Origin of the sequence: Candidatus Enterococcus murrayae, from assembly GCF_017315985.1 — a bacterium.
In the GTDB taxonomy this organism is placed as follows: Bacteria; Bacillota; Bacilli; order Lactobacillales; family Enterococcaceae; genus Enterococcus_A; species Enterococcus_A murrayae.
On the sequence record NZ_JAFLVR010000067.1, the window covers coordinates 1 to 24265 of the forward strand.

Consider the following 24265-nt stretch of genomic DNA (forward strand, 5'->3'; position numbering starts at 1 on the left):
TTGGTATATGACGCTTACGTTTAACTTTCAAACATACAAACAAATTATTTCATTAATCTATATTAGGGGCTCAAGATAAGAACTGAAGAGACCTTATTATATTGTAAGCAAAAATCTTATAGAAAAGACCGGCAATTTACCTCAGATTGTCGGTCTTTACTGGCAGCTATTGAATTTGTGACTTATCGAAGCAAAGGCTAGTTCGTTTCAAAGATCTGAGGAACAATCATATCAATTTTAAGTATTTCATCTTCTGATAAAACTTTCCCATCTTTTCTCCAAATAGAGATTTTGCGTTTTTCTTTTTCAAGAGCATAATTCTCCGCCACATATTTTGCTCGCTGATTATTCAAAAAGGTCTTAATGAAAATGGCACGTAATTGATTAAGGCTCAAGCCATTTTCTCCTTGTTTTAGGAATGGTGATTCGTAAATATAAACACGTTTATCGTTTGAAATAGTTCCTCTCATTTTTAACTCCTTTGATACATTTAATAGCTTCATTCTAGCAATAAAACTTTTGAAATAATAGCTTATTCAACTATTTAATTCAGAAAATGAAGGAATCAGAACACATAAAATTATTTAGAAGAACACTCAAGTCAGAAAGGCTAAAACTGCGAATAATAATTGTATGATATTTTTCCATTTGATGGTGAAGAGAAATCTAAAAGGAAGGATACTTATGTTTTAATTTATCGATGAGCGACAATGCGTTATATTATATAAATAATTATTTATTGTTCGGTTAGGATTAACCTTTTAAATATTGAATGTGATGCTGATTTTTTATACAAGCTATTATATTGACAGTTGTTATATAAAAAAGATATGATCAAACTGAAAGTTAGTCAATATCCATCATATTTAAGAGAAAGGCGGATAAAAATGGAACCCCGTATTCAGGAAATTATTACGTATATGGAAAAATTCGCTTGTGAAGGCTTGAAGGTAGAAAAGGTTGCCGAGCATTTTGGCTATAGCAAATTTCATTTTAGTAGAGAATTCAAAAGGATTACCGGTATTTCACCAAACGAGTATCTTTCTTCGCTTAAAATTGAAAACGGTATCGAATCTTTAGTTAATGGAGAATCCGTCATCAATTCTCAGCTGGATGCAGGCTATTCAAGTCCTGGGACCTTTACAACGACTTTTACTAAAAATACTGGACTGTCACCTAAAACCTATGCAAAGCAAGTGAATCATTTATTTGAACTAGTGAAGCAGCAAGAAGCCGTCAATGAAGACAATGACTCCTTATTTTACAGAAATCCCAATTTTCCAATCATCGTTAGTCCTTATAAATTGACCGTACATATCGAAGTACCTGAGGATTTTAAGGGAATCGTGTTTAGTGGATTATTTCTTAAGCCAAACCCCAATCATCAACCAATTATGGGGAGATGTCGGGTAAAGAAATTTGAGTATGATTTTTACCATCTGTCTCCTGGGACCTATTATCCGTTGGCTTGCGGAGTAAGGAGGAGTAAGAATCCTTTCCGCTATTTCCAATTAAGCAAAGCCATGAGGGCCTGCGATGGGCAATCAGTGACTTTCCCGTTGGAAAAGGACGAAGAATTGACTATCCACTTAAGAGAGCGGAAGATTAGCGATCCGCCACTGATCATTAATCTGCCCAATATTCTAGCAAACGGGATTAAGCAGCAGTTGGCAAGAAATAGACGAAAAGTAAAGAATCGTTTTTTACAAAAGACAGCAAAGTAGAAGAAGTTTCCTCTTCACTGAACTGATAAGATTGGTTTATCAAAAACAAAGGAGCGATTGATGATGGAAAGAATGGATTATTTGCAGGCGGTTATTGACTCACAGAAAACACCGATCGAAGTATTTATGGGAATTCAAGAAAACAAGGATGCGTTTGAGGTGGTGGATGTACGTATCGGCGAACCAGAATTTTTGAAGGAAAAAATTGTGGGTGCGAAACAAATTCCACTCATGGCATTAGAAAGTCGGTTAAGCGAACTTGATAAGTCCAAACTAATTTATGTAGTAACATGGAATGCTGCATGTACTTTAGCAAAACAAGCAAGTATTCTTCTGCTAAATCACGGTTATCAAGTATTAGAGATTGGCGGCGGAAATGAAGCTTGGAAGGCAATGGGATTACCGATGCAGGAAATCTGATTGAAACAAGATAGAAATGTCTTATCAAGTTAACTTTTCCTTATCGAACAACGATGAGTGAAGAGTTGTGATGTTTGAAATTCGTATGAATAGGAAAATAATAAACCAATCGAAATGTATATCATTTGCATGAAAGAGGCTCTGGATAATCGGAGCCTCTTTTGTTGTGGTTATTGAAGAAGTTTTGTAATTAAACATGATTATTTATGGGGGACTGTACATCCTAGAAAAGCAATCTAATATAGAGTGATATAAAAATATTGAGATGACAAAACTGTTCGTTTAACTTAATCTTTTCAAATGGTGCCGTTTAAAGAAAAGCTCTAATCTATTTTATTGTAAGAAGTCAAATTTTGTGAAGAAATTCAATTTGATTAGCAAGAATTAAGCAAGAGATTAAAAACATGAGTATTTTGAGCGTTTTATTACATGTTTATTATAGTTTTTGTCTATTCTTATATTAGTTTAAATTGAAACAGCTTCTAAAGGGGATGGGTATTTTGGTGGAAAAAAATAGAGAAAAATTAGGGGAGCATGCAATAAGAAGAAAGAGCGTGGAAACGTTCATTTACAGTTTTATGACTTTTTTAATCCTGTTAAATTCATTGACGCCTTTGGTCTCAATTGCGGAAACAGTGGCACCACCTGCATTAACCTTAAAAAGTATCGAAAAAGGAAATGCAGATAATCAATTGGATGTTAAGGTATCTGCGCTAAATGAAAAGCAAGTTGCAAAGCTTGAGGCCTCTCAGCCAATTGTTGAGCGAGCTCAATTAGAGAAAGACGGGCATTCAATAGACTTGAATGTTGAAAAGAATCAAATCATCGAGGTACAGACTGATTTTAGCGGAGAAGGAATGATCCATTTAACATTGGAGCAGGATTCTTTCAAGCAAATGCGTCAATTTGATATTCAGTATCAAGGGCAGAGTCTAGTGTATCAACATCCAGATTCCTTGGAACAGACTTCCACTGAAGCCTCGAGTTCAACAGCAATAGATGATATAAAGAGCAGCGTGGTTGCAAATACTACAATTAGCAGCTCTGAAACCATAGGAAGCTCAGAGGAAGATAGTAAAGAATTTAAAAGTCAAGAATCGCCGAAAAAAGATAGTGTTGTTACTCGAGCGGAAGAGCCAACCGATATTCGGACCTATTTTCCTAATGGTGATGGGACGATTCTAACTGGCTCTAACTTAGTGTATTTAGATGATAAAGGAAATGTTGTTGAACCTCCGGTCGGTCCGAATACGAATGTTCGTATTTATTATAGTTGGAGTATTCCAGAAGAGGTAAGAAAACAAATTAAACCCGGAGATTATTTTGATTTTCAATTGCCAGATGAATTGATACCTAAAAATTCTGCCAGCGGAGAGTTGAAAAATGAAGATGGCGAAGTATACGCGACATACACTGTTGATAAAAATGGAAACGTTCGATTTACGTTTACTGAGGAAGTTCAGAATCAAAGTGATATCAATGGACAATTTTATTTTGACACATTTTTCAATAAAGAACATATTGATGGACCAGGTGATATTACGATTCACTATCCAGTAGAAGATAATTTGCCTCCTGTGGATATTGAAATACATCCAGATACAGAAAAGTCAATTGACAAAAAAGGCCATTTTGATCGAACGCCCAATCCTTCTAGTGTCGAGTGGACCGTGGATATCAACCAATCAATGAATCACTTAACCGATCCCACGGTTAGTGAAAGTTGGCCGGATGGCATTACCTACAAATCAGTCAAAGTGTCTGAACTAGTCATGAATCTAGACGGATCAGTTAAAGAGGTTGGTCGAGAATTGAGTCCAGATGAATACACCGTAGATTCTAATGGAAATGTGACAATTCTAGGAGATACAAACAAAGCCTACCGAATTGTTTACCAAACAGACATAGATGATTCAATAAAACCAACTGATGGTGGCAAGGTAAGTTTTACAAACAAAGCCTCCTTAACCGATAAAAATGATCCAGATGGATTTGATGCGAAGGCGACAGTAACTACCAATTATGGGAAAACAATTGAAAAAAATATGACGAATTATGATGCTGATAATCAGCAGTTCAATTGGGAAATAAACTACAATTACAACGAAAAAAATATACCAAAAGATCAGGCGACCATTATTGATACTATCAGTAATAATATGGACCTAGTAGATGATTCAATGAAACTCTATCCAATCACCTTTGATAATAAGGGCAATGAGATTAAGGGAACCCCTTTAGTTGAAGGAAAAGATTACATCTTAGAACCGAATCCAGACGGCAAAGGCTTTGTTGTGAAGTTTTTGCATGATATGGACCAAGCAGTGAAAGTAGAATATCAAACAAAAGTGGATGGTATAGTAACCGATCCAACACAGGTAAATAATTCTGTTTCGATTGGTACGGGGCAAACAGACAGCGACAAAGGTACTGCTCAGCAACAAAATGTGATCAAAAAATTGACTAACGTAGATTATTCTACTCATAAAGCTCAATGGACAATCAGTGTCAATAAAAATCATTATTATATGAAGGACTTAGAATTAACGGATACGTATTCACCAATTCCAGGACTATCAATGGCGATAAAACCAGATTTGACCCCTGATTTTGAAATACGCGATGTTACAACAAATAAAGTTTTGACGCCTGGATCGGATTACGAACTACAACTATTAAAAGACGCCAATGGAAATGAAACAGGATTTAAGGTGGTCTTTAAAGGAGATTACAATCCAACAGAAGATGAATTCAAATTAACCTACAAAACAAATTTTGATGTGACTTTGTTAGATCCTAATAAACCAGAATTGGATCACTTTAAAAATAGTATTTCCGCGGATTGGAAGGACGAATCCGGTGACGATCACCATTCAGAGGATAACCAAAATTTCAAACCCAATGATCCCTATCAGTTAAACGCACAAAAAAGCGGTCAATACAACGCACAAACAAAAGAAATCACGTGGACAATCGCTGTCAATTTAAGTGGAAATGTTCTTACAAATGCTCAATTAAAAGATGCCATCAAAAAGAATCAAGACTACGTTTCTGAATCACTGAAAATTTATGAAGCAGAAGTAGAAAAGGATGGCACAGTAGTAAAGAAACAACCTGAGACCGTTGTTAATAACCAAATGAGAAAAGTCGAAGAACCCTCAGAGAGTAACGATCAATCCATTTTGATTGATTTCCCTAATCAAGTAGACACAACCTACATGATTGAATTTAAGACATCTGTAAAAGAGAAAATTATTGCAGGATCTAATCAATATGAAAATGTTGCACACTATGAAAATGCTGGCGACGACCGTGATGTGATTGGTGAAGTAGGAATTAAAAACGGCGGGGAATTTGTTCAAAAAACTGGTGAACAAGACGAACAGGACCCAGACTATGTGAACTGGCATGCGGTCATTAATCCTTCTCAATCCACTTTAGAAAATGTAGTTATCACAGATGAACCTACTGAAAATCAAGTGATCGATAAAGAATCAATCAAACTTTATGAAACAACAGTAGCTGCAGATGGAACAATCACTCCTAATCTGGATAAGCCTCTAACCTTGGATAAAGATTACTCTATTGAGCTGATAACTGACAATGAGACTGGAAAACAACAACTAACAATCAAGTTCCTTCATAAGATAGATACTGCTTATCAGTTAGAGTATCGAAGCTATATCACTTCTTCAGCGAGTGGAAATACGGACACTGTATCCAATAAATTATCTGTTACAGGAGATAATGAGCAAATAGTTTCTGGTGGTGATGGACAAGATGTGGTCGTCGAGATTAACCATAGCGGAGGTTCTGCAAACGGGAAAAAGGGAAAATTGACAATTCAGAAAACAGAAGCTGATGGAAAGACTCATTTAACTGGAGCGCACTTCCAGCTGTGGAATACAATGAAGACTCAGCTGCTTAGAGAAGGCGATGTAGACAGTAATGGTCAACTTACATTTGGAAGTCTTCCCTATGGAGAATACTTATTGTTTGAAACGAAGGCACCAGATGGATTCACCATTTCTGATGATTTGGTTGCTGGTCGTCGTATAACGATTAATGAAAATACCTCTGCAAACGATGCCGCACCATCAATCATTCGGAATGAACGGAACAAAGTAATTTTTCAAAAAACAGATGAAAATGGAAATCCAATAAAATTAGATAATGGTGTAACCAAAGGGGCACGATTTAAGTTAGAAAAAATTGGTCCATTAGCCCTCGAAACGGACTTATGGACAGAAGTACCGTTGAGTCCGGATACAACAAATAGTGAAGGATTTCTTGAAGTTGACAGTTTGGCTTTAGGTGTTTATCGATTGACTGAGATAGAAGCTCCGACAGGCTTTGTTTTAGATCCACGGCCAACCTATTTCGTAGTTTATCGAAACAGTCATTATCAAATACCGACCGTACATGTCTCACATAAAAATTACCAAGGAAGTGCTGTTCTTGTTAAAAGAGACAGTCAAGGAAATTCGCTTTCTGGTGCTGCCTTTGATGTAATTAACAGCCAAGGAGAAAAAGTCAATCAGCAGCCATTGATTTCTCAAGATGATGGTCGAGTGATAGTTACTGGCTTGGCTCCAGGAAACTATAAATTTGTAGAAACGAAAGCACCTAATAGTTTTATTCAAAATACACAAGAAGTTCCATTTACTATTTCAGATAAAGCAAATGGAAAACCAACTGCAGTCACTACCCAACCTGATGGCGCGCCACTAGAATTAACCAATTATCAAGGTTCTGTTGAATTTTTGAAAAAAGATGAGAAAGGAAATACACTCAAAGGAGCAGAATTCAATATACTTGATTCCAATGGAGATGTGGTCAATCAAGAACCGCTCATTTCCGATGAAACTGGAAAGGTGAAAATGGATTCTTTAGCGCCAGGAGAGTATGTGCTTGAGGAAATAAAAGCTCCAGATGGTTACATGTTAAACAAAGAAACGATTCCATTTACGATAAAAGCTTCCCAAAATGGAAAAGTTTCTGTAATCAAGCTTCGTGATTTTATCAATTACCAAGGGGCGTTTGAACTAACGAAACGCAATACAGATGGTGATGGGTTAAAAGGTGCTGAGTTTACGCTATTTAAAAAAGATAAAACAACTGTGGTTAAAAAGGCCACAAGTAATTCGGATGGAAAAGTTCTATTTGAAGAGTTATCTCCTGGAACGTACTATTATCAAGAGACAAAGGCACCAGAAGTTTCCGAAGGTAGTGATTACGTCATTAATCCTTCTCTGATAAAAATTGAAATTCCTGAAGTATCAAATGGGAAAGTACAAGTAGGTGATATAGGCGATTTTCAAAACTTCCGTGGAAAGGCACAGGTTACTAAAGTAGGTGATGGAGGTTCGATTGCTGGAGCAGAATTTGAGTTGTATCATATCGTCGATGGGGAGCAATATTTTGTTAAAAAGATCATTACCCCTAAAGACGGTGTCTTAGATATATCTGAACTAGGTGCAGGAGACTACAAACTCATTGAAACAAAGCCTGCACCAGGCTACATCATTAATGATCAGCCTATCTATTTTGTTGTTCAAGAAAATGATGATCAGAATCCAACTATTGATAATCTTGATTTCGAGAATTACCAAGTGGAAGTTGTTGGTCATAAGATGAATGAACGAAAAGAATCCTTGGCAGGAGCTGAGTATCAAATATTTGATATCTCGGATAAAGAGAAGCCAGTTACTGTAATCAATCAAGCAGGTGAAAATACGGATACTATTATTTCTGATGAGAATGGCAAGATTTACTTCAAAGGGATTAACGAAGGAAACTATCTATTGAAAGAAACGAAGGCTCCAAAAGAATATATTTTGGATAAAACAGCTCATCCATTTGAGATCACCAAACAAACTGGAAAACCTGAGACGATTAATCTAGGTGATTTTGTTAATTATCAAGGCTCTGTTCAACTCCTTAAGAAAAATGAAGCAGGCAAAACTCTTCAAGGAGCAGAATTCGAAATTCAGAATAGTCAAGGAGAAGCTCAAACGATACTTGACTCTAAAGGAAAAGAAAGCAAAATATTGATTTCTGATAAAAATGGTAAAATTTTTGCGACAGGGTTAGTTCCTGGTAAGTACCAATTAGTCGAAACAAAAGCACCAACTGGCTATCTACTCAATACCGAAAAGCCCCACTTTCAGATTGCCCGAAGCACAACTGGCAAGCCTGCGACGATAGCTCTTGGAGATTTCATTAATTATCAGGGGTCTGTTCGAATGAAAAAGGTGACAGAATCAGAAAAAGGATTAGCTGGGGCTGTTTTTGAAGTTCGCAAAGATAATGGTACGCTTATTGGAAAGTATACTTCTGATACTAAAGGGATAATAACTGTTGAACAGTTACAGCCCGGTAAGTACTATTTTGATGAGATAAAGGCACCGAACGGCTATAGTATCAATCATGAGAGACGTAAGTTCCAAATCTCGGCGGCTAACAAAAATAAACCCGAGACAGTTGATGTCGGTCAGTTCGTAAATAAAAGAGTCCCTGCTACACCAAAAGATACGAAGAATTCATATAGGAATGCTCAGTCATCTAGTTCAAATTATCCTAAAACAAATGATACGCGGAGCACATTGCTGCTAGTAGTAGGGATAATAATTATTGCTATTGTTGGGGGTATTTACTTTAAAAGAAAAAATTAAGTAGTAAGAGGTCTAGGCGATTTGCTTAGACCTCTTTGCAATTTTACTTCAAATGTATATAAAACAATCATTCAAAGACAAAATGATCTGGACAGTAGATATTTTTCAGATGAGTACAAATGCTTGGAACGAAAGTGTTTCTTGGTGCAGAAGGAGCCCCTTTATAGAAAAAAAACTTTAATAGTAACTGATAATTTTTGTGGAAATAATAAGCGAGTTAATTCTACGGTTAATTGAAAAATTAATTATTAATAAAAATGTCAGTTAGGATTCACGGATTTAATATCAGATAAATGTTGTAATTAACGATCTATATTAATTGACTGACGTAGCTAATAATCAATGAAATTAGTTTCTGTCTTGACACATGTTAAAATAACTTATATTATTTCATGTGTAAGCGATTACGAATAGAAGGAGGAACTTTTATGAAAAGACGATTGTTATTCAGCATTATTTTCCTTTCTGGTTTGGCGCTTTTTTTTATAACAAATGAGGCGGAGGCAAGTTCTCAGACACTATATCGGGTTTACAATCCCAACAGCGGTGAACATTTCTATACGAAGAATTCAAGTGAAAGAAACACATTGATTAGAGTTGGCTGGCACGATGAAGGAATAGCTTGGGAAACACCTAGCAGTGGAAAAACTGTCTATCGATTATATAATCCTAATGCAGGAGATCACCATTTCACAATGGATACGAAAGAGTACAATTATTTAGGAAAGGTTGGTTGGCGAAAAGAAGGAGAAGCGTTTAAATCAGTAGATATCAATAGCATGGATAAGCCTATCGGTATTCCGGTCTACCGCGCATACAATCCTAATGCTAAGGCTGGAACACACAATTTCACAATCAATCAGAATGAACAGAAATACTTAATAAAGGTTGGTTGGCGGGACGAGAAAGTAGCATTTTATGCGAATCATGAATCTAATGATTATTTCAAAGTGACGGTCGTTCATAAAAGTGGAACCAAAGTTCTAAAAGAGTTTAGCATTAAAATTAAGGAAGGCGTTAATTATATTGCAAGGGCAGAAAAATTTTCTGGATATGATCTTGTTGGAGCTGATACTGTAGAAATTAAGAAGATTGCTTCTAATAAAAAGGTCGTCTTTACCTACAATAAGGTGAATAAAGATAAACTTCAAAATACATTGCAAACTGTAGGTCAGTTAAAAGAGGATGATTATACACCGATATCGTGGGAAAAATTAATGAGAGAAAAAGAAGCAGCTAAGGCTATCATGGATCAAAAAGAAGCGACTCAAAAGGAAGTGGATAGCCGTTTGAGTAGTTTGAACGAAGTTGTAAAGGAATTAGTTAAGCGTGCAGAAACCCAGGCCTTACAAAACCTCTATCAGAAAGCAACGGGAATGGGCCCACAACATTTTGCTGATTATGAAACATATATCAAGTTTCACAATGCTTATAGCGATGCGTATAATAAATTGTCTGACCTGAATATCACTCAGAAAGCAGTCGATGATGCATTAAATGAATTGCAACAGATGGTAGACTTAGCAAAAGCAGATGCCTCTCAAGAGTTGCTCAATCAATTAAACACATTATATGAAACTGGTCTGACAAAAAATAAAGAGGATTATACACCAAGTACATGGAATGAATTAAGTAAATATCTAGATGAAGCCAAAAATATTTTGGCAGGTGAACGTCCAATCGAAGAAACTGCTAAAGCTGCATTGGATCATTTACAAGGTGCATTGGACAATTTGATCGCTAAAGCAGATAAAACGGATTTGACAGCATTATATGAGAGCTCAAAGGAACTTGGTACAGCAGATTTTTCTTCTTATGATGATTATCTAGTTTACCATGCTGCAATAACTGACGCTTGGAATATTCTTCCAGATGAAGATGTTTCTCAACAGCGTGTAAACGAGTGCTACGCGGCTCTTCAAACAGCATTAAGTAAACGAACAACTTAATTTTTGCAAATTTGGCTTAATGCTGCTGATAAAGATATTATAATGGGTCGTTCAGGGGATGAGTTTTGGAAAACGGACCGATATACTGGAAAAAGAGCGATAAAATAATAGGGAAGAGGTTCGGAATTTTCCGAGCCTCCTTCTTTGTCATTATTGATAGTATGCTTGCATTTGGGAAAGATAATCGATTAAATTATGTCGTACCTCTGGTGGTGCTAGACATTCACAATCAAGACCGAAACCAATCAAGTAGCGATATCCAATTACGTCATTTGATATAGAGATCTTAGCAATCCAACTATTCTCGCTTTCTTGAGTTATCTGCTCTTCGCCGAAAAGATCAACTAGTTGTTCACGAACACGCTCATTTACACGAAGCGTCACTTCAACAGTATTTGTATCTTTGAAATGCGGCTGCAGGGAGGATTCAGGATGAAATTCACGTGGTTCGAAATGTTTCTCTGAAATGTTAATTTCTGTCATACGAGAAAGTTTGAAAACACGGAAGGACTGACGGTCCAAACAGTAGCCCTCCACATACCAATAACGTTCTTTCAAAATGACTCTATAAGGTTCAATGATGCGCTTGCTTTTTTGTTGAAGTCGATCACTATAGGCAAAGTGGAGAAAAAGATTATCATGAATCGCTAACTGAATGCTATTTAGTTTTTCTTGATGTGAAGGATTTCCGACCCAACTGGACAGATCAATCGTCAATTGATTAGCTTTAGCTTCAATCTCTTTCCGCTTTTCTTCCGGAATGACACCTTTTACTTTAGCGAGAGCATTCACGACCTCGTCACCAGAAATAGAGGAACGGATGCTTCCTAAGCTCATGAGCAAGGTTGTGATATCTGCAGTGGAAAACAAACGCTTTTCAAGCTTATAGTTCTTTAAAATACTAATCCCGCCACCCACACCTGGATAGGAAACGATTGGGATTCCAGCCAAATTGATGACATCCAAGTCACGCTGGATAGTTCGAGGAGTAACTTCACATATTTCCGCTAATTCACCAATACTAACGCGTTCGCGCTCTAATAAAATCATCGTAATTGAAAGAATACGATCCATTTTCATAAGAAATACCTCCATAGATAGTTTAAGTATATCACTAAACCACGACAGCTAGTTGTCGTGGTTTGTTTGCTAGAATGAAACTAACTTAATGAAGGAGGAGTTTTCTATGAGTATTTATTACATGGGGAGTTTAGCAGATTTACCTCAAGAATTTACGGAGGAAGTAAACAATTTTGTTCAAAAGGGCATTCCAGTATTTACTGAAACAGGTGTGGAGAGCTATACGGTGATGTTAGGTACTAAACAAGATCAGCACGTAAGGCTAAGTGTGATTAACCTACTGCAAGATTCTAAACTGTGGGGAATCTATATGCAGACCAATCGAAATAGTCAAAAAGTGAAAAATCTACTAGCTTGTAATACTGCAGAAATCGCGATTACAAATGGCTTTGGTTATGTGGTATTGGAATGTTCAGGAGAAGTAATAGAAGATGATCAGCGAAAGAAAGAGAAATGGGAGGAATGGATGACAGAATTTCATCCCGAGGGTCCGCTCTCTGCCGATTATGTCTTGCTGCATTTCAAACCGCATGCAATTCGAGCGATGTTATAGGAGGAGAGTATGGTGAAGATAGGTATATTGGGTACAGGATTTGGTGTCGTTCATGTAGAAACATTTGTCAATCATCCACTAGTTAGTGAAATTGTCGTCTTTAGCCGTAAACAAGAATCACTAGATCCGATTATTAAACAATTTGGAGTGATTAGTACGACGAAGTTAGAAGATATTTTAACTGATCCAGACATAAAAATAGTTACGATCGCATTGCCGCCAAAATTACAAGTTGAATTTGCTATTAAAGCTATGGAGCATGGGAAAGATGTCATTTGTGAGATTCCAGTTTCACCCATTTTAGCAGATATAGAAAAGCTAACAGCAGTATCTCATCAAACTGGGAAACGAGTGCTTGTTGATTTATTTGATCGTTTCACCACACCTGCAAAAATAGCTCATGAAATGATCAATTCCGGAGAATATGGAAGAGTTTGTCATGTCTCAATGACGAATGCCGCCGGACCAGTTTGGGGCAATCATCCATTACCATTGAATGCTCTACCCATGGAAATGAGTTACAGCGATTTTGATTTTTTATCCTGGTGTCTTGGTGACCTACAAGTAAAATCAGTCGCAGCAGTAGAACGTGATGAACACTCTTCAGCAGTATCGACTCTATTAGAAGGTTTGAATGGACTCCCCATTGTACTGACTAATTCCGCATTACCAACTAAAGTCTATGCAGTTCAAAGTTGCTGGCAACTTTTCTTTGAAGAAGCGACACTTAGTTATTATGAAAAGTCTTGGAGTACTGCAGGTGACAATAAGGCAGAAATGCTCCTATATAGCGATGACGAAGTTCAAAGTATTGACTTACCAAAGCACAATCATTACTTTGCTTCATTGGATTACTCATTGCGAAAAATCGTCAGTGGTGAAAAGGGTTTGACAGATTTAGAACAATCTATTCCAGCATTAAAACTAGTGATGGAACTGGAGCAGCAATTAAAGAGTTAACTAAATAAACATTCTCGAAAAAGCATATTCTAAATGAATATGCTTTTTAAATAAGTTATTCTTATGAAAGATATGACTCATTAATAGATCAATGATTCTTTTAACCTCATTCAATGAGAAGAAGATAATATAGCTTGGAAAGCCCAACCTTTTGTTGCAATAAGACATCTTGATTATCGTTATTCTAATATGTATGATGAAGTAACAACAGCATATTTTAAAGGGAAGGTGTTTTATATGGATGTACCTAATAATTTAAGTGTTCAGCAGATTGATCATCAAAAAAGTTATTGTAAAAAAATATCGACACGCTACGAGGATTATTCTGAGGAAGCCTTGCAATTTGTTTTTAGTCCCTTTTTCCAACCAGAAGTTTGGGAGGATGCCAGTAAAGTATTCAAAACGCTCCTTCTTGATTATCTTCCACTAGATCAAAAGGAAATTCCTGTTCTCTTTGTAGGAGGACGTGCACAAAATAAAATCACACGAAAAAATCAGGCTGTAGGCTTTTTAGTGACCGATCATATGATTTATGTGAGAGAAATGAGTGTATTTACTGACTATCTCCCTAAGGTCTATCCTTATCCATCTTCTAAGGTTGAAGCGATTGAGGTTTTGGGGAAGGCTGCGACTGCATTTGAGTGGGAGTTTTTCGAAACGATTTTGTCAGATGAGGTAAAAAAAGAGTTGATGCAGTTAATGATTGAGGCAATCACCGACATTCTGACTACTAAGGAAACACTTGAGATTAGTCATGTTGAATCCCTCAAATCTAATGACTTATCAGGTCGAATCACTGAACTTGGACTTCTTAATAATTCCTGCGTGAAAATGGGTAGTGATGAAAAGCATTCGAAGCACTTTAGGAAGGTCGTTAAGAAATTTTCTATTCCTCTAGACGAAACGATCGAGTTTGCAATCACAGATTCTACTTTGATGGGGCCATATGGTTTAGTCGTAACCGACCGTTCTATCTATTCAAAGGACTTAATGGAGTCACCGGTATGTACAAGCAGAGAAGAAATCGAAGCAAATTATCCAGTAAAAATTATTGAGGACAGTATCATTCTAGGCACTAATATTGCCCATATGATGCCAAATTCGTTAAATCAAGGTGAAAAGGAATCTGTTAAAACGATTTTGGTAGAGTATTTAAGTGGGGAGATTGCTTTACATATTTAATGAATCTAAATCACGTCTTTAGAAAGATAGCAAAGTAGAAGAAGTTTCTGTTTGTGAATCTTGTTAGGATGTACTTAACAAAAGAAAAGGAAGTGCATGACAATGACAAGAAAAGAATATTTACAAGCAGTGATTGATTCACAAAGAAGTCCGATCGAGGTATTTATGGGGATTCAGGAAAAGCCAGAAGCATTTGAAGTGGTTGATGTTCGGATAGGAGATCCAGCTTTTCTCAAAGAAAAGATTGTGAATGCTAAACAAATTCCATTGATTGAATTAAATGAGCGTTTGACTGAATTAGATAAAACGAAGCTGATTTATGTAGCCACTTGGAGCGGAGCCTGTACTTTGGCAAAGCAAGCAAGCTTGCTCCTTTTAGAAAATGGTTTTAATGTATTGGAAATTGCGGGCGGCAATGAGGCTTGGGCTGCTACCGAACTTCCAATGGAACCAGTTTAAAAGGTGAGGGGGTTGTTTAAATGACAGCAGGATTTTACTATGCCGCAATAGCTGGAACGATTCTATCGTTTTTGGCTGGATGTTTATGGTATACATTATTAACTGGAAAAATTTGGCAACAGGAAATGGGCTTTTCAGATGCACGGATTAAAGAGATATTTACACCAGGAAGAATGTTTCTTGCCTTTGTAACGGAATGGATCGCAGCATTCTGTACAATTGGGTTATTTCACAATTTGCCTGTCGCGTTGACTTATAAGGTATTGATGATTTTAGGTGTATTGATCTTTCAAGGAATAAAATTATCGATATTTGATGGGAAATCCTTTAAAACAATTTTGATCAATGAAGGTTATCGTATCATCAGTATTTTGATCTTGGCAGCGACGTATTCGATTTTTATGTAAAAATTGAGCTTCTCTAATTGCAGAGAGGCTCTCTTTCTTACCAATAAATAGGAATCAAATGGAGCTGTGATTTCGATTGGAAGTGTTTTTTAGACCAGAATCATTAAAAAATGTTACTCATAATGCTTATTACATAATCTCGCCTTCTGTATTACAATGTTATACAGAAGGGTGGTTGCTATTATGGCGATGATCACAATTAGAGTGACAGATGAAGAAAAAGAATGGTATCAATATATGGCAGAGTTCTATGGAATTTCACTTTCGGAACTGATTAAAACCTATTCAGACGAAGCCCTAGAGGATGAGTATGATAGACAAATGCTTAAGGTTGCGAAGAAATTAAATGATGAGAATCCTGATGAAACGTATTCAATGAAAGAAATTTTAGCCGAGTTTGGTGGGTTGGAATGAGCTATGAACTAAGATTTTCTAAGATAGCAAGACGGCAGTTCAAAAAGATGGATCGCCATCAGGCGGCATTACTAACTAGATGGCTATTTACGAATATTGATGGCATCGATGACCCGAGAAAATTAGGTAAAGGATTAGTAGCGAATAGATCCGGAGAATGGCGTTATAGAGTTGGAAAATATCGTATTATCCTAGAAATAAGAGATAGTGAACTGATTGTAGAAACGATTCAAATCGGCCATAGCAAAAATATATATGATTGAGAAATAAAGTAGAAAGAGCAGATAGCTAAATAAAGCGGTTTGCTCTTTTTTAGCTATCATTTAAGTCTATTCATCCTCCCATATAACTCTTCCACTAGCCCAATAGTCTCATCCTTCTTAACGGATAAATCATCAAACGTGTTCATCAATGGCAGGCCTTCAATAATAGTGATCAGATCTCTGTAACCTTTGATTATTTCTTGGAACTCAAAGATTTTGTGCTGAAAGAATTGTCTTGATTTGTCAGCAGCTTCCTGACATTGCAGATTGTCTGTAAAGTTCGTTGAAATGAGCTTGATCTCATCGATTGAAAAGTGATAGTGGCGCATTAAGAGAATCAGTTTCATAGAAAGAATGTCTTCTTCTGAATAGTAGCGGTAGCCATTTTCTCCTCTGTGAGGATGAATGAGACGACGCTTTTCATAGTAGTGTAAGGTTGAAATTGATGTATTTAAAAGTTTTGCGGCTTCTTTGACTTTATACATGCTGGAGATCCCTCCCTATTTTTCTTCATTTTATCATATTGACTCTCAACTTGGGTTGAGTGTTAAGTTGAAAAAAATGTGAGGTGAGGAAATGAAAAATATGATCTTTTATTTTTCGGGAACAGGAAATAGTCTTCATGCAGCAAGGAAGATAGGAAAATCTCTAACAGCTTGTTCGATTCAGTCGATGACCAGCATAGTATCGCCGCAACTTCAGGGACATTATGAGAGTATCGGCTTTATTTATCCTACGTACTTTCAAGGAGTGCCCATTGCAGTAGAAACCTTTATTCAGAAGTTGGATTTTTCATCTGTTGAATGCGATTATTTTTATGGTTTGACGACTTATGGTGCACTACAGGGAAATGCTTTGCCACAATTAGATCATCTATTGCGAGGCAAGGGAGAAAAGCTGCATTACGGTGGGGCAATAAAAATGTATTCGAACTATGTTGTTATGTATGAACTAAGCAAAAAGGTGAGGCAGAAAACAGAAAAAGCTGAGCAAGCAATAGACAGGGTCATAGTGGATTTAACTGAAAAAAAAGTGCGCGCAGCTAGAAGACCAGTACCATTTTTAGATTATTATTATCGTTGGCGAGTGGAGCAGGCAAAGACGTTGGATCAACATTACCAGGTGAGTGATGACTGTATTTCCTGTAATCTCTGTCAGAAAGTTTGTCCAGTCAACAATATCGAGATGGTTGAGGGACAGCCAACATTCTTAAATCATTGCGAGCAATGTGTTGCCTGCGTGCAATATTGTCCGAAAAAAGCAATTAACTTTAAGTCAAAAACACAACAAAGAAGACGGTATAATCATCCTGAGATATCATCAAAAACGCTAATAAGACATAATAGGAAAATAGTAGACACTTATCATTGAGAGATAGACTAAAGATAGGTAGAAGAACTGGAGCGTATCATTAAAGTACTCTAGCATTGATAACTTTTTTTCGATAATCGATTCCTTTTCAGGGAATCGATTTATTTTTCGTTTGAAAGTAAAGTACTTCCATTCCTCCCAATTGTTTATTTCCAGATCGAGTTAATAGAAATTCATTTAAAATAAAAATAATTTTAAATAACTCTAATAATTTATTGCGAAATAATATAGAATAAATGTACAGTTTGTTTTTTGGAGGAAAAAGAAATGATATATATTTATGAAACTGCTCACTTATATCATGTAGAGAACTTTCTGTTCTTTATAATTAATTTAATTGTATTTCAATTAATGATGTATATTCCTCTAAGAAAATTCTTTAAGGAAAGAATTACTCTGCACTTTGTTCTCATTTCTTCGGTCTTCTTTTTCATTTATTTTTTAATGTTTGCTGATTTTTTAGAACGACTTTTTTATGGAATGATCATTGTAAATGGCTATTTGGTCATTTTTGGTATTGTTTCAGTCTTTACTCTCTTCAACTTCTTTGTTTATGGAAAAGACAGTCGGTTTCAAGGCTTTCTATTTCTAGAAGGACTTTTCATGTTTTGCTGGTTTTTTTGTTGTCAATTTTTGACCTTTCATCTGTTTGAACGGTACCATTTTGGTTCCTTTGTTTCTTTTTTTGGGATGCTGTTGGCTGGAATTCCAGTCTTTATTAAATTTTATTCGCTTGTTGAATATCGTTTGATGCGACATTCATCAATAAGAAATGTTCTGGGAGTGTTATTTTTAGGAATCCATCTTTTCTTAAATAGCATCAACATTATGCTTTTTACATTTCGTGGACCAAGAATGCGAATAATCATTTCCAACGAGTTCATTGGAAAATCCCTTTTTGATTCGTTTGGTCAACACGTAAAGCTTTCCTTTTTAGATTTAGATAATCAACTTTCCAAGGTTTTTTTCTTTGGTATTATAGCTAGTGCACCAATCATAAGCATTTTTCAGTTAGTCATAAAGAAGCAATTAGACCAAGAGCTTATCCAGCTTCAAACAAAACGTGAAGAGGAGCTTAAAAAATATATCCAAATGATTGAGTCGATCAACCAAGAGACAAGACAGCTGCAGCATGATATTGGGAATGTTCTTAGTTCATTAGGAATGCATGTTTATCAGGAGAAGCCCGATATCTTGGCATTGAGGGAGTATTACAAGCAAGTCAATCAGGATTTTGGGTTACGAAGAATCACCAAAATCCCAAATGGTAAATTAACTCATCTAAAAAATCCTGAAATTCTTGGTCTAGTCTTGGACAAGCTGATGAAGGCAAAAGAGTTCGATATTCATTTAAATCTAGAAATAGATGAGGCGATTCAATTCCCTGCGAAAGGGCTAGTCCCAATCGTTAGGATTTTGGCAATATTAGTAGATAATGCCTTGGAGGAGAGCAAAAAATTTACGGGTTCCGTTGTGCGACTTGCCTTTGTAGCTATCAATGAGGAACAAATTTTGACAATGATTGAAAATCATACATATAATGAGAAGTTTATGGAGCAATATTTGTCTGACACCATTAAGAGTGATAAAGGTGTTGGGCGAGGACAAGGCTTAAAAATAATGACTAAATTAGTAAAGGAAAATAGACAGCTGCATTTGGATTGTAAGCAAAATGATCAAACGGTCTTGTTTTCTTTCTTAGTGGAGGGAAAAAGGTAGGATCGGGGCTATGAAGATAATCAGAAGCCCTTGGCAAAAATCAAGCGCTATGTAGACATTTTGCTTCTTTTCTGACTGGAATAGGCAAATCGCAGCAGCGTTGGTGTTTCAAAAGTATTTTCGCTGCCAACGAATCTATGACATCAAACAAAAGAAGATTCTACAAATAGAAGCTGATGACTCTGTGGTAAGAATGGTGAATCAGTGAAATATTCCAGTCGCTTATTGAAAGTGTAGCTGTTTATGAGAACGTTATTAAAAAGCTGCTTCTCAAGTTGTACAACTTTGAGGAGCAGCTTTTAACTTTATACGTAGAAGAAAAATCTAGCTGAGTAGTTTCATCTGGAATACTTCTAGACACAAAATCAGTTTTGTTCCCGCCATAATTTGTCAACTTCTTCCGTTGATAATTTAGTGGCTTTTGCTACTTGCTCTATGCTAACTCCGATTTTTAAGAATTCGATTGCTAATGCCTGTTTCTCTTCCTGTCGCCCTTTTTTATGCCCTTCTTCCATAGCAGTCACAAATACAGCGTCAGAAATAGCTTTGGATTTTTCGATGTTCATGATCATTTCTTTTTCCTCACTTTCCAATGTTAAGAAATCAATTTTTCTTTTGGCTTCTTTGATATAGTCAGGAGCTTCCGGCTCAACTTCTCCGGTTTTTAGAAAATATTGCCAATGATAGGCGGCCTTTTGTTTTTCAATCGTTTGATTTTTTAGACTGAGGAAACAGAGAATCAATAATTCCTTGTTTTCTTCATTAAAAAAAGGCTGATGTGTTTCTTCATTTAATAGGCGGAACAGCTGTAAGGCATTGTCCTTTCGATCAAACAAATGGAAATCCACAATATTGATTCCATAAGCAGGCCGCAAACTAGAAAAGTTGTTCTTTTTCCCTGCTTCTTTTTTGTCACTAGACCCAAAAGGTGAGCGGAAGGCTTCAGCCAGATAAAAGAGTGAACGCTCATGGAAATAGCTATGCGGCTGGATTTGGCATTCGATAGTGGCATGGCTGCCATCTTCTCCAATGGCTAAGATATCCACTTCTGTTCGCAGGATCTCCGTTTGTACATGATCGATTTCGTTGAACCTTTTCTTATAGCTGTCGATATGGTAGGTTTCTTTTGGCATAAGGGACTGGAATTCGATACCTAGCAGGTCTTTGACAAAGGCTTTTAGAATATACAGGGAATCTTCAGAGGTCAGCAGTTTACGAAATAACAGGTCATTCGTTGGTAAATATTTTTGCATTTCTTCACACCTTTCAGCTGGTAGACGCCATGCTGAGAGGCTTTTCTCGCCCCAATTATAGCATGGTTCATCAGCAGCCTTCAAAATTTATTTACTTTAAGATACGCAAAGAGTGAAGAAATGCTCTTATCAGAGAGAAGAAATGAATTATTTAATGATCACTAATTATATTTTCTAAATATGGAGAAGCTATTGGCAATAGACTTGAGTTTATTAAAAAGCGAAGAAAAAGACGGACTTCTCAACCATAGAAAGTGATGAAAAGGAAATCATCATGATTATTGAAAAATCGAAAGCTACAGGAGTGAGACTTGAGTTTGTTAAGAAATTGTATGAAAAACAAGATGAATAGCTTCTACCGGAGTTAAATAGTATTAACCAACACCTGCGATTTTTGATCGCAGGTGTATTTATCTTCCAGTCGTCATGGATCACGCCCACTCAACCAGTGGTTGACGAGGGCGATGGTCAGCCCCACAAAGAGTGGAGCGAGGACATATCGTATCAGCTCACTCAAAGCATCACCTCCTCTCATGTGGGAGGCTGACGACGTGAGCACCATACCTACGCAAAAGGTATTTGATTGTGAAAGGGCAGAAGTTGACTAAGTTATTCTAGCTCAGGGTGAATGTCTGGATCATCTTTATTCCGATTTTTCTTTCGTCGAAGCCAAGTAAGGAAACTTTTTCGTTTACTCAGTCGTTCTTTTTCTTCAGGCTGTGATCGTATCAAGGTAGTAGATCTACTAGCAGAAAGTTCATTCTCATTGATTGTGTGCTTTAATCCACTTGTTTGTTTTTTTAGTATTAATGAAGGGTGATTACTTCTCGTTTCTGCTGGTTGCTCTAACGTATTTTCAATCGCATTCTTCGAAGAATTATACAAATAGTCATAGCTTCTTACTGATTTAATTGGGAGAGCTGCTGATTTCTCCATCACCTCATTTTTAACCTGCGTTTCTTCATCTATTTGATCAGAAGGAGCGGTTGGTTCGCTCGTCTCATCAAAAATCTCCGTTTCGTACGTAGTCACGATCTTTGCCGTGACCACCGTATCAAAGAGTTTTACGCCGCTTTTTTCAAAGATATCTAGTTGAGTGAGGAGCTCACAGGCTTCTTTGATCTGCTCCACAGGTAAGTCCGCATTCACATTTTTGTAGGTCCAGTCGTGTTCTTTGCCGAGGCTATTGGTAAAGGTCGTGACTAAATCATGGGTCATTGTTCTGCTTTCCTTTCATTTTTTCTGCGTAGGTAAAAATCTATCAAGGTTCGTTGGTTTCTGTAGGACGAACTTTTGCAATAAGAAAACGGACAAGTGAGATGGCCTTTTCGCCAAAGTTACGAACAGGAAATAGTCTTACAGCTAACGAGCGCCATTCGGGAGCCATGAAGTAATCTTGAAAGTAATAAAAGAAACGCTTCATAGTGCGAGTGGCTTTAGTATTCATAAAAATTTCACGGACAAGATCCTTTAGAATGAAGGCAAACTCCTCCGCACCGAGCTGGTGTCTTACACGTAACGTTAAAATATATTTGATCGTTAAGCTGCTATTTTGAGTTTGGTAATAATACTCGGTAATTCGTTTTTCTAGTGTTGTTGACTTCAGGTTAAATAGTTGTCGGCAAGATAATGTTTGTTCATTCATGGATCGTGTCCTCCTTTAATGGAGGAGAGCGGCGAAATCACCGCTGCTCCTCAAATTTTTATGGTTAGAAAATAATCGTTTCAACGGTTTCAACATACTTTGCGCTGACCACTTGGTTGTAAAGCTTTTCGTCATCCTTCTTGAATAGGGATAACAGGGTGATTCTTTCCAAGAGTCCTCGAATTTCCTCGGGCGCTTTTCCTTCGCCGGGCGTTGGGAAGCTCCAGGTCTGCGAACGTCCGCCGCTAGTTTTAAAAATCGCTACTAATTTTTTCAATTTTCATATCCTCCTTCTCTACTTCTTTGTTACACGTGATTGACTAGTGATGATTACGCCATCCAGTAGTGTATCTTCTTGATCGAGGGTCTTCATGATTTCACCCAGCTCAAGGATATCTGCTTCAGCAGGATCATCTACGACATTTGGGAACGTGAGTTTCTTTAGTTTCTCTACACCAGGTACAGCGAGCTGCACTTGTAATTTAGTACTCAGTTTCTGAATCATTTTGGGTTCCTCCGTGTGTTTGAATTTTTTGTACCGGCCGGTGACTAAAAGATAGCTGATTTCAAAAAATCTGACAAATCGCAAAATAGCCACTTCACCCCTCAATTTAACCAATTCGAAGGCTAGAACCCGCATTCCTTGGTTTGAAAGGGGTTATTTTAGGGGGGATAGTGGTCATTTTGCGATTTGATTCAAAAACCGATTCGTATTACAATAAAGGGTTTTCATACCGCGTAAAAAAGCTGAACATCTTATAAAGTAGTGAACTTCTGTTTTTTGGTATATAGATAAAGATTTCAGAGAAGATATTTTTATGGTTTGACAGAAATCCTAATGCGTTTTGAAAAAACTCACCTGAATTCATTGGTTGAGTTTCAAGTAAGAGTATATGAAAGAACTGAAACTCTCTGAGTATTATCGGTGAATAGCTCCACCCTAAACAGTGTAAAATCTTTAATTGCTTTGGATGCAACGGTTTTAAAGGCGATGATGAGAGAAGAATTTTGTGAAGTTGAATAAAAAAGTATACAAAAGTATCCGTATGTATACGTATTGGCAATAAAATGGTATAATAAAGAAACAAATAAGGGGGGGATACACGATGGCAACAATTAGAATTGATGATGGGTTAAAAAAAGAAGCGGATGAAATGTTTGATGAACTTGGTATGAATACATCTGTTGCTGTGAAAATATTTTTGACTAGATTTGTTAAAACAGGAAAATTTCCTTTTGAAATTGAGATGCCAGAGAGCACGCCTAATCAAGAAACAATCCGAGCTTTTAGAGAAACCGAGCAAATGATTCAACAAAACGATTTGAAAGAAAATGACGAGAGCTTGACCGATTACTTTGAGAGAATCGCAAAGGAAGCTAATTCAAATGCTTAATTATCGGACAACGAAGCGCTTTGATAAAGATTTAAAGAAGCTGATAAAGCAAGGTAAACCAGTTGACGAGCTTAAAAAGGCGATGGATTTGCTGATAAACGAAGTAGAGTTAGCCCAAGAATACAGGTTTCATCCGTTAGAACCTAAAAGCCAAGTTCCTAAGCGTTGGGACATACACATTGGTGGCAGAAATAGTGATTGGGTGTTGATTTTTTATTACGTTTTTGAACAGAATACCATTATCTTTGAACGGACGGGGAGTCATTCGGATTTATTTAGATAAAAAGAGTTTGGGGAAAAATGATCGAAGGAGAGCGATTATTTTGTATACATGTTGTTCTTATCTGTGTCATTATCATGGTGGTACTATTAGCGAAAACAACAAAAAGTAAACGCGTCATAATCTTTATTGAATCATGAGTATATTTTATTCGGTAACTCATTCCCACTCGCCCTCAACATCACCCAGATCTTCTCGCCAATTTTTTCCCATAACCTCTTACGGAGTAAAATATCTTTGAGCTGAAATTTCAAAAGGAATTTTTTTTTGTTCACAATTTGTCTAAAATAAATGTTAATCGCTGTTGTAAAATCAAGACCTTTTCACATAACCAAATAAAAAGTGGAGAATTTCCTGCACGCATAGCAACCATTGGAAGAACGGCTTTTTATAGCGATAAATTAGCGACGGCGTCCATGCTGTTTTTATCTGGGACACTAAAAGGCCCCAGAGAGATACATATAAAATAAGATTGGCTATTTGTAGATAAAAGAATTAGTAGGAAACGAAAGTTCTAT

23 protein-coding genes are annotated in these 24265 nt (G+C 36.7%); 15 read left to right on the forward strand and 8 right to left on the reverse strand.

The window, feature by feature from the left end:
* Nucleotides 1–197 precede the first annotated feature (197 nt).
* On the reverse strand, nt 198–470 hold the full coding sequence (locus JZO85_RS20235; RefSeq protein WP_207110327.1) for a hypothetical protein: 273 nt from the start codon (nt 468–470) through the stop codon (nt 198–200).
* A 417-nt stretch (nt 471–887) separates the two neighbouring features.
* On the opposite strand from JZO85_RS20235, the gene JZO85_RS20240 reads away from it, so the two are divergent.
* From JZO85_RS20240 to JZO85_RS20255, 4 genes are all read left to right on the forward strand, one after another.
* Nucleotides 888–1724 (forward strand): AraC family transcriptional regulator, encoded by an 837-nt coding sequence (locus JZO85_RS20240; protein ID WP_207110328.1) that lies wholly within the window; start codon nt 888–890, stop codon nt 1722–1724.
* Nucleotides 1725–1784: 60 nt separating this feature from the next.
* On the forward strand, nt 1785–2144 hold the full coding sequence (locus JZO85_RS20245; RefSeq protein ID WP_207110329.1) for a rhodanese-like domain-containing protein: 360 nt from the start codon (nt 1785–1787) through the stop codon (nt 2142–2144).
* 503 nt (nt 2145–2647) lie between these two features.
* Nucleotides 2648–8818, forward strand: a complete 6171-nt coding sequence (locus JZO85_RS20250; protein ID WP_347401812.1) for a SpaA isopeptide-forming pilin-related protein — start codon at nt 2648–2650, stop codon at nt 8816–8818.
* A gap of 428 nt (nt 8819–9246) precedes the next feature.
* Nucleotides 9247–10767: an FIVAR domain-containing protein gene (locus JZO85_RS20255; RefSeq protein WP_207110331.1), complete on the forward strand. Its 1521-nt coding sequence runs from the start codon at nt 9247–9249 to the stop codon at nt 10765–10767.
* Between the two features lie 150 nt (nt 10768–10917).
* On the opposite strand, the gene JZO85_RS20260 is transcribed toward JZO85_RS20255, so the two are convergent.
* Nucleotides 10918–11847, reverse strand: a complete 930-nt coding sequence (locus JZO85_RS20260) for a helix-turn-helix transcriptional regulator (protein WP_207110332.1) — start codon at nt 11845–11847, stop codon at nt 10918–10920.
* A gap of 106 nt (nt 11848–11953) precedes the next feature.
* On the opposite strand from JZO85_RS20260, the gene JZO85_RS20265 reads away from it, so the two are divergent.
* The 7 genes from JZO85_RS20265 (at nt 11954) to JZO85_RS20295 (ending at nt 16085) form a co-directional block, all read left to right on the forward strand.
* Nucleotides 11954–12400 carry a pyridoxamine 5'-phosphate oxidase family protein gene (locus JZO85_RS20265; protein WP_207110333.1) on the forward strand — a complete coding sequence of 149 codons (447 nt, stop codon included), beginning with the start codon at nt 11954–11956 and terminating at the stop codon, nt 12398–12400.
* 9 nt (nt 12401–12409) lie between these two features.
* Nucleotides 12410–13360 carry a Gfo/Idh/MocA family protein gene (locus JZO85_RS20270; RefSeq protein ID WP_207110334.1) on the forward strand — a complete coding sequence of 317 codons (951 nt, stop codon included), beginning with the start codon at nt 12410–12412 and terminating at the stop codon, nt 13358–13360.
* Nucleotides 13361–13597: 237 nt separating this feature from the next.
* A complete protein-coding gene (locus tag JZO85_RS20275; RefSeq protein WP_207110335.1) occupies nt 13598–14542 on the forward strand; it encodes a hypothetical protein in 945 nt (314 codons plus the stop codon).
* A 102-nt stretch (nt 14543–14644) separates the two neighbouring features.
* Nucleotides 14645–15001 (forward strand): rhodanese-like domain-containing protein, encoded by a 357-nt coding sequence (locus tag JZO85_RS20280; protein ID WP_207110336.1) that lies wholly within the window; start codon nt 14645–14647, stop codon nt 14999–15001.
* A gap of 20 nt (nt 15002–15021) precedes the next feature.
* Nucleotides 15022–15408: a DUF1761 domain-containing protein gene (locus tag JZO85_RS20285; RefSeq protein WP_207110337.1), complete on the forward strand. Its 387-nt coding sequence runs from the start codon at nt 15022–15024 to the stop codon at nt 15406–15408.
* A gap of 183 nt (nt 15409–15591) precedes the next feature.
* Nucleotides 15592–15822: a type II toxin-antitoxin system RelB family antitoxin gene (gene relB, locus JZO85_RS20290; RefSeq protein WP_207110338.1), complete on the forward strand. Its 231-nt coding sequence runs from the start codon at nt 15592–15594 to the stop codon at nt 15820–15822.
* Nucleotides 15819–16085 (forward strand): type II toxin-antitoxin system RelE family toxin, encoded by a 267-nt coding sequence (locus tag JZO85_RS20295; RefSeq protein WP_207110339.1) that lies wholly within the window; start codon nt 15819–15821, stop codon nt 16083–16085. The genes relB and JZO85_RS20295 overlap by 4 nt, the downstream gene beginning before the upstream one ends.
* A gap of 56 nt (nt 16086–16141) precedes the next feature.
* Here the strand turns inward: JZO85_RS20295 and JZO85_RS20300 are convergent, their stop codons facing one another.
* On the reverse strand, nt 16142–16570 hold the full coding sequence (locus tag JZO85_RS20300) for a MerR family transcriptional regulator (RefSeq protein WP_207110340.1): 429 nt from the start codon (nt 16568–16570) through the stop codon (nt 16142–16144).
* A gap of 91 nt (nt 16571–16661) precedes the next feature.
* Here JZO85_RS20300 and JZO85_RS20305 point away from each other — a divergent pair, with 91 nt between their 5' ends.
* Together JZO85_RS20305 and JZO85_RS20310 are read left to right on the forward strand one after the other, a co-directional pair.
* Entirely contained in the window at nt 16662–17456 is a 795-nt protein-coding gene (locus JZO85_RS20305; protein WP_207110341.1) for an EFR1 family ferrodoxin, read from the forward strand.
* A 267-nt stretch (nt 17457–17723) separates the two neighbouring features.
* The gene (locus tag JZO85_RS20310; RefSeq protein ID WP_207110342.1) at nt 17724–19175 is read left to right on the forward strand and encodes a GHKL domain-containing protein; all 1452 of its coding nucleotides are present in this window, start codon (nt 17724–17726) and stop codon (nt 19173–19175) included.
* 365 nt (nt 19176–19540) lie between these two features.
* Here JZO85_RS20310 and JZO85_RS20315 read toward each other — a convergent pair whose 3' ends face one another.
* The 5 genes from JZO85_RS20315 to JZO85_RS20335 all read right to left on the reverse strand — a co-directional run bounded on the left by JZO85_RS20315 (nt 19541) and on the right by JZO85_RS20335 (nt 22578).
* Complete coding sequence (locus JZO85_RS20315) at nt 19541–20428, reverse strand: Rpn family recombination-promoting nuclease/putative transposase (protein WP_207110343.1); 888 nt, start codon at nt 20426–20428, stop codon at nt 19541–19543.
* A gap of 609 nt (nt 20429–21037) precedes the next feature.
* Nucleotides 21038–21646 (reverse strand): DUF2922 domain-containing protein, encoded by a 609-nt coding sequence (locus tag JZO85_RS20320; RefSeq protein ID WP_207110344.1) that lies wholly within the window; start codon nt 21644–21646, stop codon nt 21038–21040.
* A gap of 43 nt (nt 21647–21689) precedes the next feature.
* Nucleotides 21690–22073 (reverse strand): hypothetical protein, encoded by a 384-nt coding sequence (locus JZO85_RS20325; RefSeq protein WP_207110345.1) that lies wholly within the window; start codon nt 22071–22073, stop codon nt 21690–21692.
* 64 nt (nt 22074–22137) lie between these two features.
* The gene (locus JZO85_RS20330) at nt 22138–22350 is read right to left on the reverse strand and encodes a DUF2922 domain-containing protein (protein WP_207110346.1); all 213 of its coding nucleotides are present in this window, start codon (nt 22348–22350) and stop codon (nt 22138–22140) included.
* A gap of 18 nt (nt 22351–22368) precedes the next feature.
* Complete coding sequence (locus tag JZO85_RS20335) at nt 22369–22578, reverse strand: DUF1659 domain-containing protein (protein WP_207110347.1); 210 nt, start codon at nt 22576–22578, stop codon at nt 22369–22371.
* A gap of 601 nt (nt 22579–23179) precedes the next feature.
* Here JZO85_RS20335 and JZO85_RS20340 point away from each other — a divergent pair.
* On the forward strand, nt 23180–23467 hold the full coding sequence (locus JZO85_RS20340; protein ID WP_207110348.1) for a type II toxin-antitoxin system RelB/DinJ family antitoxin: 288 nt from the start codon (nt 23180–23182) through the stop codon (nt 23465–23467).
* Complete coding sequence (locus JZO85_RS20345; RefSeq protein ID WP_207110349.1) at nt 23460–23750, forward strand: type II toxin-antitoxin system YafQ family toxin; 291 nt, start codon at nt 23460–23462, stop codon at nt 23748–23750. The genes JZO85_RS20340 and JZO85_RS20345 overlap by 8 nt, the downstream gene beginning before the upstream one ends.
* Nucleotides 23751–24265: the final 515 nt, after the last annotated feature.